General features: G+C 67.2%; 14 protein-coding genes. 6 read left to right on the top strand and 8 right to left on the bottom strand.

Going from position 1 to position 15,142, the window contains the following annotated elements; translation table 11 throughout:
• Positions 1-750, bottom strand: a 750-nt coding sequence (locus tag Q0316_RS02840) for a TolC family protein (protein ID WP_298669395.1), incomplete at its 3' end; no start/stop codon positions are given.
• Positions 738-1,202 carry a MarR family winged helix-turn-helix transcriptional regulator gene (locus Q0316_RS02835; protein ID WP_298669391.1) on the bottom strand — a complete coding sequence of 155 codons (465 nt, stop codon included), beginning with the start codon at positions 1,200-1,202 and terminating at the stop codon, positions 738-740. The genes Q0316_RS02835 and Q0316_RS02840, both read right to left, overlap by 13 nt.
• A gap of 118 nt (positions 1,203-1,320) precedes the next feature.
• Between Q0316_RS02835 and Q0316_RS02830 the strand changes: the two genes are divergently transcribed.
• The 3 genes from Q0316_RS02830 to Q0316_RS02820 all read left to right on the top strand — a co-directional run bounded on the left by Q0316_RS02830 (position 1,321) and on the right by Q0316_RS02820 (position 5,793).
• The gene (locus tag Q0316_RS02830; protein WP_298669421.1) at positions 1,321-4,155 is read left to right on the top strand and encodes a pitrilysin family protein; all 2,835 of its coding nucleotides are present in this window, start codon (positions 1,321-1,323) and stop codon (positions 4,153-4,155) included.
• The gene (locus Q0316_RS02825) at positions 4,145-4,441 is read left to right on the top strand and encodes a hypothetical protein (RefSeq protein ID WP_298669388.1); all 297 of its coding nucleotides are present in this window, start codon (positions 4,145-4,147) and stop codon (positions 4,439-4,441) included. Before Q0316_RS02830 ends, Q0316_RS02825 begins: the two co-directional genes overlap by 11 nt.
• Positions 4,442-4,602: 161 nt before the next feature.
• A complete protein-coding gene (locus Q0316_RS02820) occupies positions 4,603-5,793 on the top strand; it encodes a cytochrome P450 (RefSeq protein ID WP_298669385.1) in 1,191 nt (396 codons plus the stop codon).
• A gap of 161 nt (positions 5,794-5,954) precedes the next feature.
• Here the strand turns inward: Q0316_RS02820 and Q0316_RS02815 are convergent, their stop codons facing one another.
• From Q0316_RS02815 to gpmA, 4 genes are read right to left on the bottom strand one after another with little or no spacing between them, the layout of a single operon-like run.
• Positions 5,955-7,028 carry a 5-(carboxyamino)imidazole ribonucleotide synthase gene (locus tag Q0316_RS02815; RefSeq protein WP_298669382.1) on the bottom strand — a complete coding sequence of 358 codons (1,074 nt, stop codon included), beginning with the start codon at positions 7,026-7,028 and terminating at the stop codon, positions 5,955-5,957.
• Positions 7,025-7,501 carry a 5-(carboxyamino)imidazole ribonucleotide mutase gene (gene purE / locus Q0316_RS02810; protein ID WP_298669379.1) on the bottom strand — a complete coding sequence of 159 codons (477 nt, stop codon included), beginning with the start codon at positions 7,499-7,501 and terminating at the stop codon, positions 7,025-7,027. The genes Q0316_RS02815 and purE overlap by 4 nt, the downstream gene beginning before the upstream one ends.
• 52 nt (positions 7,502-7,553) lie before the next feature.
• Complete coding sequence (locus Q0316_RS02805; RefSeq protein ID WP_298669376.1) at positions 7,554-8,393, bottom strand: protein-L-isoaspartate(D-aspartate) O-methyltransferase; 840 nt, start codon at positions 8,391-8,393, stop codon at positions 7,554-7,556.
• A 2-nt stretch (positions 8,394-8,395) separates the two neighbouring features.
• Positions 8,396-9,082, bottom strand: a complete 687-nt coding sequence (gpmA, locus tag Q0316_RS02800; RefSeq protein ID WP_298669373.1) for a 2,3-diphosphoglycerate-dependent phosphoglycerate mutase — start codon at positions 9,080-9,082, stop codon at positions 8,396-8,398.
• Positions 9,083-9,154: 72 nt separating this feature from the next.
• Between gpmA and Q0316_RS02795 the strand changes: the two genes are divergently transcribed.
• Both Q0316_RS02795 and Q0316_RS02790 read left to right on the top strand, forming a co-directional pair.
• The gene (locus tag Q0316_RS02795) at positions 9,155-9,883 is read left to right on the top strand and encodes a dienelactone hydrolase family protein (protein ID WP_298669419.1); all 729 of its coding nucleotides are present in this window, start codon (positions 9,155-9,157) and stop codon (positions 9,881-9,883) included.
• Positions 9,884-10,025: 142 nt separating this feature from the next.
• On the top strand, positions 10,026-11,342 hold the full coding sequence (locus tag Q0316_RS02790; protein ID WP_298669371.1) for a NupC/NupG family nucleoside CNT transporter: 1,317 nt from the start codon (positions 10,026-10,028) through the stop codon (positions 11,340-11,342).
• On the opposite strand, the gene Q0316_RS02785 is transcribed toward Q0316_RS02790, so the two are convergent.
• A complete protein-coding gene (locus Q0316_RS02785) occupies positions 11,332-12,183 on the bottom strand; it encodes a metallophosphoesterase (RefSeq protein WP_298669368.1) in 852 nt (283 codons plus the stop codon). The two genes, Q0316_RS02790 and Q0316_RS02785, sit on opposite strands and share 11 nt — an antisense overlap.
• A 261-nt stretch (positions 12,184-12,444) precedes the next feature.
• Between Q0316_RS02785 and Q0316_RS02780 the strand changes: the two genes are divergently transcribed.
• Positions 12,445-13,833 (top strand): sugar transferase, encoded by a 1,389-nt coding sequence (locus Q0316_RS02780; RefSeq protein ID WP_298669365.1) that lies wholly within the window; start codon positions 12,445-12,447, stop codon positions 13,831-13,833.
• Positions 13,834-13,845: 12 nt separating this feature from the next.
• Here the strand turns inward: Q0316_RS02780 and Q0316_RS02775 are convergent, their stop codons facing one another.
• Entirely contained in the window at positions 13,846-15,057 is a 1,212-nt protein-coding gene (locus Q0316_RS02775) for a glycosyltransferase family 2 protein (protein WP_298669362.1), read from the bottom strand.
• Positions 15,058-15,142: the final 85 nt, after the last annotated feature.

Raw genomic sequence — 15,142 nt, 5'->3', positions numbered from 1 at the left:
GCGCCCGGCGAGCGCGGCGAGCGCGTTCGCCGCCAGCGCGCGCGCGGCATGGGCGCGGGCAAGCGCGAGTTCGGCCTGGGCGAGCAAGGTGTTCGCCGCCTCGCGATCGAGCCTGCTTGCGAGATGGCTGCGGATGCGCACGTCGATCAGCTTCAGCGATTGCGTTCGCGCCGCGATCGTGCGCCCGGCCAGCGCGGCCTGCCGCTCCGCGCGCACCACCTCCAGATAGGTCGAGACGATCGCGCCTTGCAGCATCAGCCGCGCCGCCGCCGCATCGAGCGCCGCCGCCTGCGCCGAGGCGCGCGCGCCCGCGATCGCCGCCTTCTGCCGCCCGAACAGATCGAGATTCCATTCGAGCCCGGCCTGCGCGGTGCCGAGGAAACGCACCGTCCCGCCATAAGGCGGCGGATAGATATAGGTGCCCGACAGGCGCTGCGCCGTGCCATTGGCGTCGAACGCCACGTTCGGCCCGTCCTCCGCCCGGCGCGAGGCGAGCGCCGCCTGCGCCTGCCGCACGCGCGCGGCGGCGGCATCGAGCGTGGGATTGCCCGCAAGCGCATCGGCCACGATGCGATCGAGCTGGGCATCGCCCAGCGCCCGCCACCAGCGCGCATCGACCGCGGGCGCGCTCGCCCCGGCAAGGCCGAGATCGGCGGGCGCCTTCGCGTTCACCGCCGGGCGCACATCGGGCGGCGTGCAGCCGGCCAGCGCGCCGCCCGCCAGCAGCGCCATCATCGTCACGCCTCGCATGGACCAGCTTTCTCCATTGATGTCATCAACCGCCGCAGCATCGCCAGCAACGCCAGGACATCCGCCTCGCTCCAGTCCGCCAGCCAGTGGTTCCAGCAGGCGAGCACCTTGCGCCGCCCGCTCATCGCGACATCATATCCGTCCGGCGTCAGCGCGAGGCGGACGATGCGCCGATCGTCCTCCGCGCGGGTGCGCTCCACCCAGCCGCGCGCCTCCAGCGAATCAATCAGCCGCGTCATCGCGCCCTTGTCATGCGCCAGATGCCGGGCAAGCTCGGCGCAGGTATCGGCGAAATGGAAATGCAGCGAAACCATCGCCATCCATTGCGTGGCGGTAAGCCCGTCCTCCGCCAGCGCCTGTTCAAGCCCGGCGATGCTCATCTGGTTTATCAGGCGCACCAGATAGCCCGGCGACGAATCGGGCACGAAATTCGATTCATTGAAGGGCTGCATTTAGTTGCGTTGGCAATCATTGCCCTGGCAGTCAATTGCCTTTCGCCGCCGCTTTACGACGCGCGATCACGCGCCTAGCGTCGCCATCCTGTCCGTCAGGAGTTTCCTCTTGCGTTTCATGCCTCTCACGGGCGCCGCCATGGCGCTGGCGCTCGCCTCTCCCGCTGCATTCGCCCAGGCCGACGCCGGCAAGGCGGCCCCGGTTTCCGAACTCGTCCAGGCGATCAACATCCCCTATCAGCAATTCACGCTGAAAAACGGGCTGCGCGTGGTGGTCCACACCGATCGCAAGGCGCCGGTCGTCGCGGTGAGCGTGTGGTATGATGTCGGATCGAAGAACGAGCCGAAGGGCAAATCGGGCTTCGCGCATCTGTTCGAGCATCTGATGTTCAACGGCAGCGAGAATGCGCCGGGCGATTTCTTCGAGCCGCTGAAACAGGCCGGCGCGACCGATCTGAACGGCACGACCTATTTCGATCGCACCAATTATTTCGAAACGGTGCCGCGCGCCGCGCTCGATCGCGCCTTGTTCCTCGAAAGCGACCGGATGGGCTGGCTGACCGGCGCGATCACGCAAACCGCGCTCGATACGCAGCGCGGCGTCGTCCAGAACGAGAAGCGGCAGGGCGACAACCGCCCCTATGGCCTGGTGCGCTACAAGCTGACCGAGGGGCTGTTCCCGCCCGACAACCCTTATGGCCACACCACGATCGGCTCGATGGCCGATCTCGACGCGGCGAGCCTTGCCGATGTGAAAGGCTGGTTCCACGATCATTACGGCCCCAATAACGCGGTGCTGGTGCTCGCGGGCGATATCGACCTCGCCACCGCCAAGGCGCTCGTCGAGAAATATTTCGGCGCGATTCCCGCCGGCCCCAAAAACCTGCCGCCAACGGTGGATATCCCCACGCTGCCCGCCGCGCGATCCGAGGTGATCCGCGATCGCGTCGCCGCGCCGCTGGTTATCAAGGCATGGGCGGTGCCCGGCCTCAACGATCCGGATTCGGTGCCGCTCGATGTCGCGGCGGCGGTGCTGGGCGGGCTTGCCAGTTCGCGGCTCCAGAACGTGCTGGTGAAGCAGGAGAAACTGGCGGTCGATGTCGGCGCGGATTCGGAAGCCTTCGCGCAGGCCGGCATGTTCACCGTCAACGCGATCGTGCGCCCCGGCGTCGATCCAGCGATCGTGGCGCGGCGGCTGGGCGAGATCGTCGACGATCTGGCGAAGAACGGCCCCACCGCCGACGAGGTGCAGCGCGTGCTGACCACCAGCATTTCGCATCGCATCAGCGGGCTGGAAGCGGTGGGCGGGTTCGATGGAAAGGCGGTCGCGCTGGCGGAGGGCGAACTCTATTCGAACGATCCCGGCTTCTACAAGAAACAGCTCGCCGCGCTCGCCGCGCAAACCCCCGAAACGGTGCGCGCCGCGGTGCGCAAATGGCTCGAACGCCCCGCCTATACGCTCACCGTGATGCCCGGCGAGCGCGAACATTATGCCGAGGCGGAAACCAGGCCCGCCACGCCCGCCAAAACGCCGCCCGCGCCATTGCCCAAGGGCACGCGCGGCCCGATCCCGGCAGTCGGCCCGGTCGCCGATCTCGCCTTCCCCGGCGTCGAGCGCGCCCGGCTCGCCAACGGCATCGAGCTGATCTACGCCAACCGCACCACCGTGCCGATCACGCGCGGCGTGCTGAGCTTCGATGCCGGCGCCGCCGCCGATGTGGCGGACAGGCTCGGCACGCAGGCGCTGACGCTGGCAATGATCGACGAGGGCACCGACAAGTTCGATTCGATCGGGCTGGCGGAAGCCAAGGAGAGGCTGGGGCTGGATATCTACACCGGCTCGTCCGCCGATCGCACGACGTTGAGCTTCCGCGCGCCCAGCGCCAATCTCGCCCCCGCCGCCGCCTTGTGGGCGGACATCGCGCGCGCGCCCGCCTTCCCCGAAAGCGAGCTGCCCCGCGTCAAGAACCAGCTTCTCGCAGGCATCGCGCAGGAACTTACCGATCCCGCCGGGCTCACCAGCCGCGTGCTGCCCCCGATTCTTTACGGCGCGGGCAACCCTTATGCGAAAACGCGCGGCAGCGGCGACGCCAAGGCGGTGGAAGGGCTGAACCGCGCCGATCTCCTCAATTTCCGCAGCGCCTGGCTGCGGCCCGACAAGGCGAAGATCTTCATCGTCAGCGATCGCCCGCTGGCCGAGGTGAAGGCGGTGCTCGACCATACGTTCGGCGACTGGCGGATGGCGGGCACTGGCGGCGAAAAGCTGTTCCGCGAGGATCGCAGCCTGCCGGCCCCCCGCATCATCCTGATCGACCGGCCGGATTCACCGCAATCCTTGATTTCCGGGGGCCTGCGCACATCGCTCAGGGGCACCGACGATCTGCTGCCCGCGATCACCGCCAACGATGCGCTGGGCGGCGATTTCCTGGGGCGGCTCAACATGGACCTGCGCGAGAGCAAGCACTGGTCCTATGGCGTGTCGGGCAATTTCATCCGCAACGCCTTTGCCGCGCCCTATGTCGTCCGCGCGCCGGTGCAGGCCGACAAAACCGGCGCGTCGATCGCAGCACTTCGCGACGACATGAAAGCCTTCGTCACCACCAGGCCGATGACGCAAACCGAGTTCGATCGCGCGATCGCGGACGCGACTCGCTCGCTCGCGGGGAATTTCGAAACGTCCAGCGCGGTGCTCGGCGCGATGCAGGCGAACGACCTGTTTCACCGGCCCGACGATTATTATGCGACGATCACGCAGAAATATCGCGCGCTCACCCGCGACGAGCTGGACGCTACGGCAAAGCGGATAATCGACCCCGCGCGCTTCGTCTGGGTGGTGGTCGGCGATGCCAAGACGGTGCGCCCGCAGCTTGACTCGCTCGGCCTGCCGGTTGACGTCATCACCGCTGCGTCCATCGCGGACGCGAACAACGAGGAGAGCGCCAATGGCCGTTGATGGCACCTACGACGTCACCGTGAAATCGCCGCTGGGCGACCAGAAGACGACCCTTACCGTAAAGAGCGACGGCGCGACCTTCACCGGCACCGCGGGCGGGGCAATGGGCTCGTCCGACGTGACGGGCGAGGTCGACGGCAACACGATCACCTGGAAGCAGCAGATGACCGTGCCGATGCCGATGACGCTCGACATGAAGGCGACGATCGACGGCGACACGCTGACCGGCACCGTCACCGCCGGCGCATTCGGCTCGTTCCCGATGAACGGCACGCGCGCGGCCTGACGCGCCGATCATTGTGATCCGAACGCGGCCGCGCCGGGGGATGCTCCGGCGCGGCCGTTTTCATGGGCGGAACGCAGCAACTTGCGCTGACACGAATGTTTGACTGCCCGATCGAGCGACAATATCATTCGTTAGCTAATAAAAATCACAGGAGAGGGCTGATGAACCCACCCGTCCGGATCGACCCGATGTCGCCCGAGTTTCGTCAGAACAGCGTCGCGATCTATCAGCAGCTCCTGCGAACCCAGCCCGTCACCGCGCTGGAAGACGGCCGCTATCTCATCTGCGGCTATCACGACGTGAAACGGGGGCTGACCGATTTGGCCGCCTTCCGCCGCCCGGTCGAGACTTCCATCGCGCGCCGCAAACCGGGCAGCATGTCCGAAGCGTTTGCGCGCAACAACATGATCGGCCTCAACCCGCCCGACAACACGCGGTTCCGGCGGGCGATGGCGCGGGCCTTCGCGCCCCGGCGGATCGAGCAGCTCGCGCCCGACATACAGAAAAGCTGCGACATGCTGATCGACGGGCTGATCGAAAAAGGCGAATGCGATTTCATCCGCGATTTCGCCCTGCCGCTGCCGGTGGCGATCATTTGCCAGATGCTGGGTATCCCGCTGGAAGACCAGCATCTGTTCACGAACTGGTCCGCCGCGCTGCTCGCTGGCCTCGAACTTTCAGCCGACCCCGGCGACGCCGCGAGAGCGGAGACGGCGACCGCGAACCTCTATGACTATCTGACCGGAATCGCGGAGGAACGGCGCAGGAATCCCGGCGAAGATCTGATCTCCACGCTGATCGAGGCCGCCGACGAGGAGAAGATCCGCGCGGAGGAGGTGATCTGGGGGGCCATCACCCTGCTCGTTGCCGGCCACGAAACCACCACGCATCTGCTCGGCAACGGAATGCTCGCGCTGATCCGCAATCCTGACCAGTTGCGGCTGCTGCGCGAACGACCGGAGCTGACCGTCAACGCCGTCGAGGAATTCCTGCGCTACGATCCATCGGTATATGTGCTGTTCCGGGAGGCGTCATGCGACGTGACATTCGGCGCGACGGCGATTCCCAAGGGCGCTTTTCTCATCCTGTCGCTGGCTGCCGCCAATCGCGATCCATCCGTGTTCGCCGAGCCCGATCGCCTCGATATCACGCGGGAAAACGCGCGGCAGCATCTTGCCTTCGGCGCCGGCTTCCATCTGTGCCTGGGGCAGGCCGTGGCGCGGCTGGAGGGGCACATCGCCTTTGAAACGCTGATGCGTCGGACCGCCAGGGTCGAATTGACCCGTGAGCCGACCCCGCGCGACGGCCTGATGTTCAAGGGCTATCACGAAATGCCGGTGCGCGTGCTATAGGGCCGACGCGACATTCAACCCATGCCGGCCTGCAAATGGCGGTTTCCCGCGCTTTTCGGTGCTCACGTACCTTTAGTACGCTGCGCTTGCGGATCACGAGAAACCACCATTTTCGGCTCGACCTGACCTGAATGCCGATCGGCCCTAGGCGCAGCGCGGCGCTACGCCTGGCGCTTCACCCGCGTGACATGCCCCATCTTGCGCCCGGCGCGCGCCTCGCGCTTGCCGTAGAGGTGAAGGTGCGCGCCCGGCTCGGCGAGCAATTCAGGCCAGCGTTCCCACGCATCGCCGATCAGATTCTCCATCTCGATATGCGGGGCGGTGAGCGCGGTATCACCGAGTGGCAGGCCGCAGATCGCGCGGATATGGTTCTCGAATTGCGAGGTGGCCGCGCCCTCGATCGTCCAATGGCCGGAATTGTGGACGCGCGGCGCCATTTCGTTGAACACCGGGCCGTCAGCCGTGGCGAAGAATTCGCAGGTCAGCACGCCGACATGGCCGAGCGTTTCGGCGATCCGCCCGGTCAGCGCCGCCGCCTCGGTCCAATGCGCGGCGATCTCCGCCGGGGCGGGCAAGGTCGATCGGGCGAGGATCGCATTCTCATGCTCGTTCCATGGCGGCGGATAGCTCACCATCGCGCCATCGTGCCCGCGCACCAGCACGATCGAGAATTCGTGGCTGAAACTGACGAACGCCTCCAGCACCGCCGGGCCGCCGATCGCCTCCCACGCCGCATCGGCATCGGCGGGCGTATGGAGCCGCGCCTGCCCCTTGCCGTCATAGCCCATCCGCGTCGTCTTGAGCACGGCGGGCGTGCCGACGCGGGCGATCGCCGTGTCCAGCTCCGCGCGGCTGTTCACCGCCGCCCATTTCGCCGGGCGCCCGCCAAGCTTTTCGACGAAGCTCTTTTCCGCGATCCGGTCCTGCGCCACGCGCAGCGACGCGGGCGAGGGGTGCACCGGCACCTTGCCCGCCAGCCACGCCACCGGCTCGACCGCGATATTCTCGAATTCGTAGGTCACGACATCGCATTGCTCGGCGAAATCGGCGAGCACGATGCGGTTATGATAATCGGCGCGGATCAGCGACGAGGCGGTCTGCGCGGCGACACTCTCCCGATCGGGCGCCAGCACATCGACGCGATAGCCAAGCTCCGCCGCCGCCGACGCCAGCATCCGGCCAAGCTGCCCGCCGCCAAGGATGCCGATCGTCGAACCGGGGGGAAGGATCGTCATTGCGGCGTATCCGCCACGCCATCGGTCTGCGCCGCGCGCCACGCCTTGAGCCGCGCCTCCAGCGCGGAATCGCCCAGCGCGAGGATCGCGGCGGCCATCAGCCCCGCGTTGGTCGCGCCGGGCTTGCCGATCGCCAGCGTGCCGACCGGAATCCCGCCCGGCATCTGCACGATCGAAAGCAGGCTATCCATGCCCTTCAGCGCCTTGGATTCCACCGGCACGCCCAGCACCGGCAGATGCGTCATCGACGCGGCCATGCCGGGAAGATGCGCAGCGCCCCCCGCGCCCGCGATGATGACGCGGATGCCGCGATCCGCCGCGCCGCTCGCATAATCATACAGCCGCTGCGGCGTGCGATGCGCGGAAACCACGCGCGTTTCGTGCGCGACGCCCAGCGCGTCCAGCACGTCGGCTGCGTGTCGCATCGTCTCCCAATCGGAGGTGGAGCCCATGATGATACCGACGTGCGCCATTGCGAGCGGTTAGCGGCCATCGCGCGCAAGGGCAATGCCCCGATTGCCGGGTTCAGCGCGCGGCATCCTTCGCGGGGACGAACATCGGGGCGACCACGGGGGCCGCGTAACAACCGGGAATGGAGCCGTCATAAATCCCGCCGCGCACCCGCTCGTCGCGCGCGCCCTGGCCGGTCAGCGGCACGAACATCGTCCAGCCGAGCGAGCAGCGCGTCGTCGTGCCCGGCCCGGTCCTGGTGACGACGAGCAATTGCTCGCTCGCCCAGGTGGCGCCGACCGGCATCACCAGCCGCCCGCCGACCTTGAGCTGATCGAGCAGCGGCTGGGGCACCTTATCGCTGCCCGCCGCGACGATGATCGCGTCGAACGGCGCGCGCTCCGGCCAGCCGGCAAAGCCGTCTCCGCTGCGCACCTCGACATTGGCATAGCCGAGCTTCGCCAGCCGCTCGCGCGCCGCCGCGGCGAGATCGGGCATGATCTCGACTGACGCGACATGATCGGCGAGCCGCGCCAGCACCGCCGCCTGATAGCCCGAGCCGGTGCCGACATCGAGCACATTGGCATGGGGCGGCAGCGCGGCGGCGGCGGTCATCACCGCGACGATCGACGGCGCGGAAATCGTCTGCCCGTCGCCGATCGGCTGCGACAGATCGGCCAGCGCCTGCCTGCGCTCCGCCGCCGGGACGAACGCCTCGCGCGGCACCTCTGCCATCACCGCGAGCACGCGGGCGAGTTCGGCGTTATCGGCATCGGGCGAGGCGCGATGCACCGACGCCCTGATCGCCGCGACCATCGCCTTGCGCGCGCCGTCATGCGATCGCGCCGCAAGCGGCGCGGCCAGCGCCAGCGCGCCGAGCGCCGCCACCGATATCAGGCGAGCGGCGCGCGCCACGCTCAGCGCTCGCTCAGATAATAGCGATCGGTCGCGTTCAGCGCGGCGTCCAGCTCATAGACGATCGGCTGGCCGGTGGGGATTTCGAGGCCGGTGATCTCGTCGTCAGGAATGTTGCTGAGATGCTTGACCAGCGCGCGCAGCGAATTGCCATGCGCGGAGATCAGCACGCGCTGCCCGTCGCGCAGCGCCGGGGCGATCCGCGCTTCCCAATAAGGCAGGACGCGCGCGATCGTATCCTTCAGGCTTTCCGTCGCGGGGACGGGGATGCCGGCATAACGCCGGTCGCCGCTCAGATCATAGGCGCTGCCCGCGTCGAGCGGCGGCGGCGGCACATCGAAGCTGCGGCGCCAGATATGCACCTGTTCGTCGCCATGTTTCGCCGCGGTCTCGGCCTTGTCCAGCCCGGTGAGGCCACCATAATGGCGCTCGTTCAGCCGCCAGTCCTTCTCCGTCGGCAACCACAGCCGCCCCATCGCCTCCAGCGCGAGGTTCAGCGTCTTGATCGCGCGCGTCTGGAGCGAGGTGAAGGTCATGTCGAAATCGAGGCCCTTCGCGGCCATCAGTTCGCCGGCGGCGCGCGCTTCGGCGGCGCCCTTTTCGGTCACGTCGACATCCCACCAGCCGGTGAAACGGTTTTCAAGGTTCCACGCCGACTGGCCGTGGCGGATCAGGACGAGGCGGGGCATTGGCTCTCCTTGCTACAGACGCGGCTGGTCTGTAGCGACTTGCGCATATCCGGCAACCGTGGAGAGAATATCGTGGCGATCGTCAGGCAGACCTTGGTGTATGATGGCCCCGGCGGCCCGTTCGAAGGTGTGATCGCCTATGAAGACGAGGTGGAGACGCCCCGCCCCGGCGTGCTCGTCATCCCCAATGTGCTCGGCCAGAAGGAAAGCGACACCGTAAACGCGGAGAATCTCGCCAAGCTCGGCTATGTCGGCTTCGTCTGCGACGTGTTCGGCCAGGGCCGCCGCAAGACGCGCGAATCGGACAATGTCGCCGAATATATGAACGAGCTGAACGCCGATCGCGCGCTGTTGCGCGATCGCCTCGCCGCGTCGCTGAACGTGCTAAAGGGCTTCGGCCATGTCGATGCGGGGAAGACGGCGGCGCTCGGCTATTGCTTCGGCGGCAAATGCGCGCTCGACATGGCGCGCGCCGGGCTCGACATCCTGGGCGCGGTGAGCTTCCACGGCGTTTACGACCGGCCGGATTACGCCAATGTAGCACCGATCGCGGCGAAGCTGCTGGTGTGCCATGGCTGGGACGATCCGATCGCACCACCCGAGGCGGTCACCGCGCTCGGCAAGGAACTGACCGACAGCGGGGCGGACTGGCAGATCCACGCTTACGGCAATGCCGCCCATGCCTTCACCGATATCGAGCTGAAGGGCGCGAAAACCTCGCCCGGCATCGCTTATGACGCGCGCGCGGACCGGCGGAGCTGGAAGGCGATGCAGGATTTCCTCGCCGAACTGTTCATCTGATCCAGCCGCAAACCCCTCCCCCGGCGCACTGCGGGAGGGGTGACGGCGGCGCGCGCGCAAGGGGCTGGCAGGCCGGTGGCGCGCGTGCAATTATGCGCGTCCACGCGGGGGGCCGCGTCTTTTCACAATCACGCGGGTATCCATGAATCGTTTCCTCATCGGCATTGCCGGCATCGTCGTGATCCTGCTGATCGCGGTGTTGCTGTCGACTGACCGGCGCTCGATCCGCCTGCGCGTGGTGGGCGCCGCCTTCGCGCTTCAGGCGGGGATCGCGGTGCTGGTGCTTTACGTGCCATGGGGGCGCCATGCGCTCGCCTTCCTGTCGGGCGGGGTGGCGAACCTGCTCTCCTATGCCAATGCCGGCACCGCCTTCCTGTTCGGCAAGCTGGCGGACGATCCGCTCGGCAAGAATTTCGCGATTCAGGCGCTGCCGGTAATCATCTTCTTCGCAGCCCTGGTCTCGATCCTCTACCATCTGGGGATCATGCAACTCGTCGTGCGCTGGATCGGCGGCGCGATCGAGCGGGTGATCGGCACGAGCAAGGTGGAAAGCCTGTGCGCGGCGGCGAACATCTTCGTCGGCCAATCCGAATCGCCGCTGGTGATCCGGCCCTATCTCGCCGGGCTGACGCCGCCGCAATTGTTCACGGTGATGACGAGCGGCATGGCGGGCGTCGCCGGCACGATCCTCGCCGCCTATGCCTCGATGGGGATCAGGATCGAATATCTCCTCGCCGCCTCGTTCATGGCGGCACCCGGCGGCATCCTGATGGCGAAGATCATCATGCCCGATCGCCGCGAACCGGCGGAGGGCGAACTGCCGCTGGGCGACATGAGCGCGGAGGATCGCCAGCTCGCGCTCGCCGAGGCGCGTTTCAGCGGAGAGGCACCCGAGGGCACCCCCGGCGAGCCGATGCCGCAGGCGACGCACGACGAGGAGAAACCCGCCAACCTCATCATGGCCGCCGCGCAGGGCGCGCAGACCGGCGTGCGGCTCGCGGTGGCGGTGGGCGCGATGGTGCTGGCGTTCGTCGCGCTGGTCGCGCTCGCCAACGGCATATTGGGCGGGATCGGCGGATGGTTCGGCTTTCCCTCGCTCAGCTTCCAGGGGCTGCTCGGCTATGTCTTCGCGCCCGTCATGTTCCTGCTCAACGTGCCGTGGAACGAGGCGGGAATCGCGGGCGGCCTGTTCGGGCAGAAGATCGTGCTCAACGAATTCGTCGCCTATATCTCGCTCGGCGAACAGCAGGGGCAGTTGAGCCAGCGCACCGTGGCGATCATCACCTTTGCCTTGTGCGGCTTCGCCAATTTCTCGTCGATCGCGATCCAGATGGCGGTGACCGGCAGCCTCGCGCCCAATCAGCGGCCGATGATCGCCAAGCTCGGCATCCGCGCGCTGCTGGCGGGCAGCCTCGCCAATCTGATGTCGGCGGCGCTCGCCGGGCTGCTCATCGGTTAGAGCGGACCTCAGGGCCGAGCGTCAGCAGCCACAGATCGGGCGGCGCGCCAAATCGCAGCGGGACGTTGCTGGTGCCGATCCCCGCGCTCACCACCAGAATGCGCCCGCCCGCGCGGATCAGCCCGCAACGATAGAGATTGCCCGAAACCCGCGAGACGTTGATGAGCGGGCCGATCAGCGGGAGGACGATCTGCCCGCAATGGGTGTGCCCGGCGAGCAGCAACGCATGATCGGTGGGCAGGAACTGCATCAGATCCGGCGAATGGGTGACGAACACCGTCGCCAGCGCCACCCGACGGCGCAATTTGTCCAGCCCGACATAGACCGGCCCGAGCCGCGCCGTGCCCGCGGACGTGTCCCCCGACAGCCCGAGCGCCAGCGGGCCGGCGCGGACCGCGACATTCTGCGTCGCGCCCAGCCCCGCCCCGGCCAGCGCGCGCGGCACCGCGCCGCCGCCGGCATCGTCGTGATTGCCGAACACGACGAACACGCCAAGCGGCGCGCGCAAACCATGCAGGATATGCGCGACCGGGGCGGCGCGCGCACGCGCGTCCGCATCACGATAGCCCGCCAATATGTCGCCGGCGATGAACACGATATCGGGCCGCTGCGCGTTGGTGAGCGCCACCACGCGCGCGAGCCGTGCCTCATCCGTCGCGAGATTGCCGAAATGCAGATCGCTGAGCAACGCGACCCGCACCGGCGCCGCGCCATCGGGCCAATCCGGGAGCGCGATCGCGGCGGTGCGCACCACCGGGTCCGCCCGCGCGTTGCGCAGCCCTAGCCCCGCGAGCGCGGCCAGCCCCGCCAGGGCTACGACAAGAACGATCCAGCGGCGCATTCCGCTGCGGACCGTAAGGCGCAAAGCCGCGCGCAACAACGCCGCAGGTGGTGCATCGCGTCAGCCGCTTCGTAGCGCGACATATCCCGTTCACGTCAGGTGATTGGTTGCGATTCCTCGCAAACTCGCCATAAACCCTTTTCGATTAAGGGAAGGGGCGCACGCGGCGACAGATCGCCGCAACAATGCGTTAAGGGAGGATATGCCACCGGGCGACCTCGCCGGGCGGCATGTTCACGCCCCGAAAAGTGGAGTGCTGGCGTGACGAGGCAGAGAGCCGTTGAAAAGGCCCCGGCGAACGGGTTGCCCAACGCGATCAGCCTCAACAAGCGCAATATTCGCGGATTGCTCTTTATCGGGCTGATATTGTGCGACATCGCCGCGATCCGCGCGGGCTTTTCGGTGGGGCGGATGCTTCGCGACTGGCGCTGGCTTGCGCCCAACGGGATCGTGTTGAGCTGGCTGATCCTGCCGATCCATCTGATCTTCGCGGCACGCAACGGGGCGATCTCGCGCATCGCGCTGGAGCGTCTTTCCGAATCCATCCGCCGCGCGCTGGCCGCGTTCATCATGGCGACGAGCGCGGTCGCCTTGCTGATCTTCTTCCAATATGCCGGGCCGCTCGTCTCGCGCGTCGCCTTTGGCGTGGCGATCGTTTGCAGCATCCTGTTCATCGCCCTTGGCCGGCTGATCTTCGCGATGTGCTTCGTCAGCCCCGTGCCCGGCGGGCTGGTGGGCGAATTGCTGATCGTCGACGGCGTGCCGCCCAGGCCCGGCGCCTATCACGTGTTCGATGCGCAGGCCGCCGGATTTCGCCCCGATCTCAACGATCCCAACATGCTCGCGCGCCTCGCCGCGCTGGTCGGCCCCTTCGATCGCGTCGTCGTCGCGACGATCGAGGAGCGGCGCCGGCAATGGGCGTTGCTGATGAAGGCCTATAGCGTCACCGCCGAAGTGCTGCTGGAGGGCGAAACGCCGCTCGGCGCGATCGGGGTGGGGCGCTATCACGGGCGCGATACGATCGTCGTCGCGCGCGGGCCGATGTCGCTTGGCGCGCGGACGAAGAAGCGCACGATGGATCTGGTGATGGCGAGCGCGGCGGTGGTGCTGCTGGCGCCGTTGCTGCTGCTCGTCGCGATCGCGATCAAGCTGGACAGCCGCGGCCCGGTGCTGTTCGCGCAGACCCGGCTGGGCCGCGACAACAAGCCGTTCAAGATCATGAAATTCCGCAGCATGAAGGTGCAGGCGAGCGATTTCGACGGCAATCGCTCCGCAACGCCGGACGACGATCGCGTCACCCGCGTCGGCCGTTTCATCCGCAAGACGAGCATCGACGAGCTGCCGCAATTGTTCAACGTGCTGAAGGGCGACATGAGCATCGTCGGCCCGCGCCCCCATGCGCTGGGATCGCTCGCCGGGGATAAATTGTTCTGGGAAGTGACGCAGAAATACTGGCTGCGCCACACGCTGAAACCGGGCATCACCGGGCTGGCGCAGATTCGCGGCTATCGCGGCGCGACGCACGAGCAATCCGATCTCGAAAAGCGGCTTCAGGCCGATCTCGAATATATCGACGGCTGGCGGCTCTCGCGTGACATTTCGATCATCGCCAACACCATTCGCGTGATCGTCCACCCCCGCGCCTATTGAGCGCGGCGGCGATCAGGCGGCGGTGGCGCGGCGGTTCACCAGCGGGCGCCGGGTGCGCCGCCGCTGCGTCCAGACGAACTGCGTCGCGACACCGAAGTTGAACACCGCGCTCATCAGCGCGCCGGCGATCCCCGCGAGCGCCCAATTGCCATCCCCCGCCAGCACCAGATCGGCGACGCCGATATTGGCGATGCCGCCGATCGAACAGACCAGGCAGAATATGAAATAGCCGATGACGAACCGCCCGCCGCGCAACCGCTGCGCACGATAAGTGACTGAATTGTTGACCACATAATTGAGCGTCATAGCCGAGATCGTCGCGGCGGTCTGCGCCACCAGGAACGTGCTGCCGGCCACCTTGAACGCCTGGAGCACGGCGAGGTGGAACAACAGCCCCAGCCCGCCGACGGCGGAGAACAGCACGAAACGCGGCGGCACCAGCCCGCGCGTCACTTTCTCGATCAGCAGGAACAGGAATTCCAGCATAATCATCAGATCGACCTTGCTCTCGCCCTGCGTGCGATTGCGGAAGACATAGGGGATTTCAGTGATCTTCAGCTCGCGCGGGGCGGAGCTGATGATGTCGAGCAGGATCTTGTAGCCCTGTTGCGACAGATCGTGGACGCAGGCGTGGAACACATCGCGGCGGATCGCGAAGAAGCCGCTCATCGGATCGCTGATGCCGGTGCCGATCACGATATTCGCGCACCAAGTGGCGAAACCGCTCATCGCCTGACGATCCTTCGACCAGTCCCCAACGCTGCCGCCCTCGACATGGCGGCTGCCGACGACCAGATCGCTGCCTCCCTCGGCGATCAGCGCGAGCATCTGCGGCAGCAGCCGCTCGTCATGCTGGAGATCAGCGTCGATCACCGCGATCACCGGCGCGGTCGCCGCGAGCGCGCCCTCGACCACCGCCGAGGCAAGGCCGCGCCGCCCGATCCGCCGGATACAGCGCACCGGATAGCCTTCGTGCGCGACCGCGAACACCTCGTCGATCGTGCCATCGCCGCTGTCGTCATCGACGATAATCAATTCCCAGCGCGCGCCCTGCATCGCCGCGGCGATCGCCAGCACCAGCGGGCGGATATTGTCCCGCTCGTGATACGCCGGGGAGATGATCGACAGTTGCGGCACGCCCGTCGCCGTCGCCGTCGCCATGCCGATGGCGGCTTCCGGCCCGGCGATATCGGCATCGGCTGTCGCGGCTGGGGTCGATGACATCGTGGAACCTCGAATAACCATGTGAACGGTGGCTCGCCGGTCAGCCAAAGGCGCGCGGCCCCGAGCAAGGCGCGATATCGCCGCG

It is taken from the genome of uncultured Sphingomonas sp. (genome assembly GCF_937871615.1).
Classification (GTDB): domain Bacteria; phylum Pseudomonadota; class Alphaproteobacteria; order Sphingomonadales; family Sphingomonadaceae; genus Sphingomonas.
Note: the sequence above shows the minus strand (reverse complement) of the source record. Positions and strands in the feature narration are given on the sequence as shown.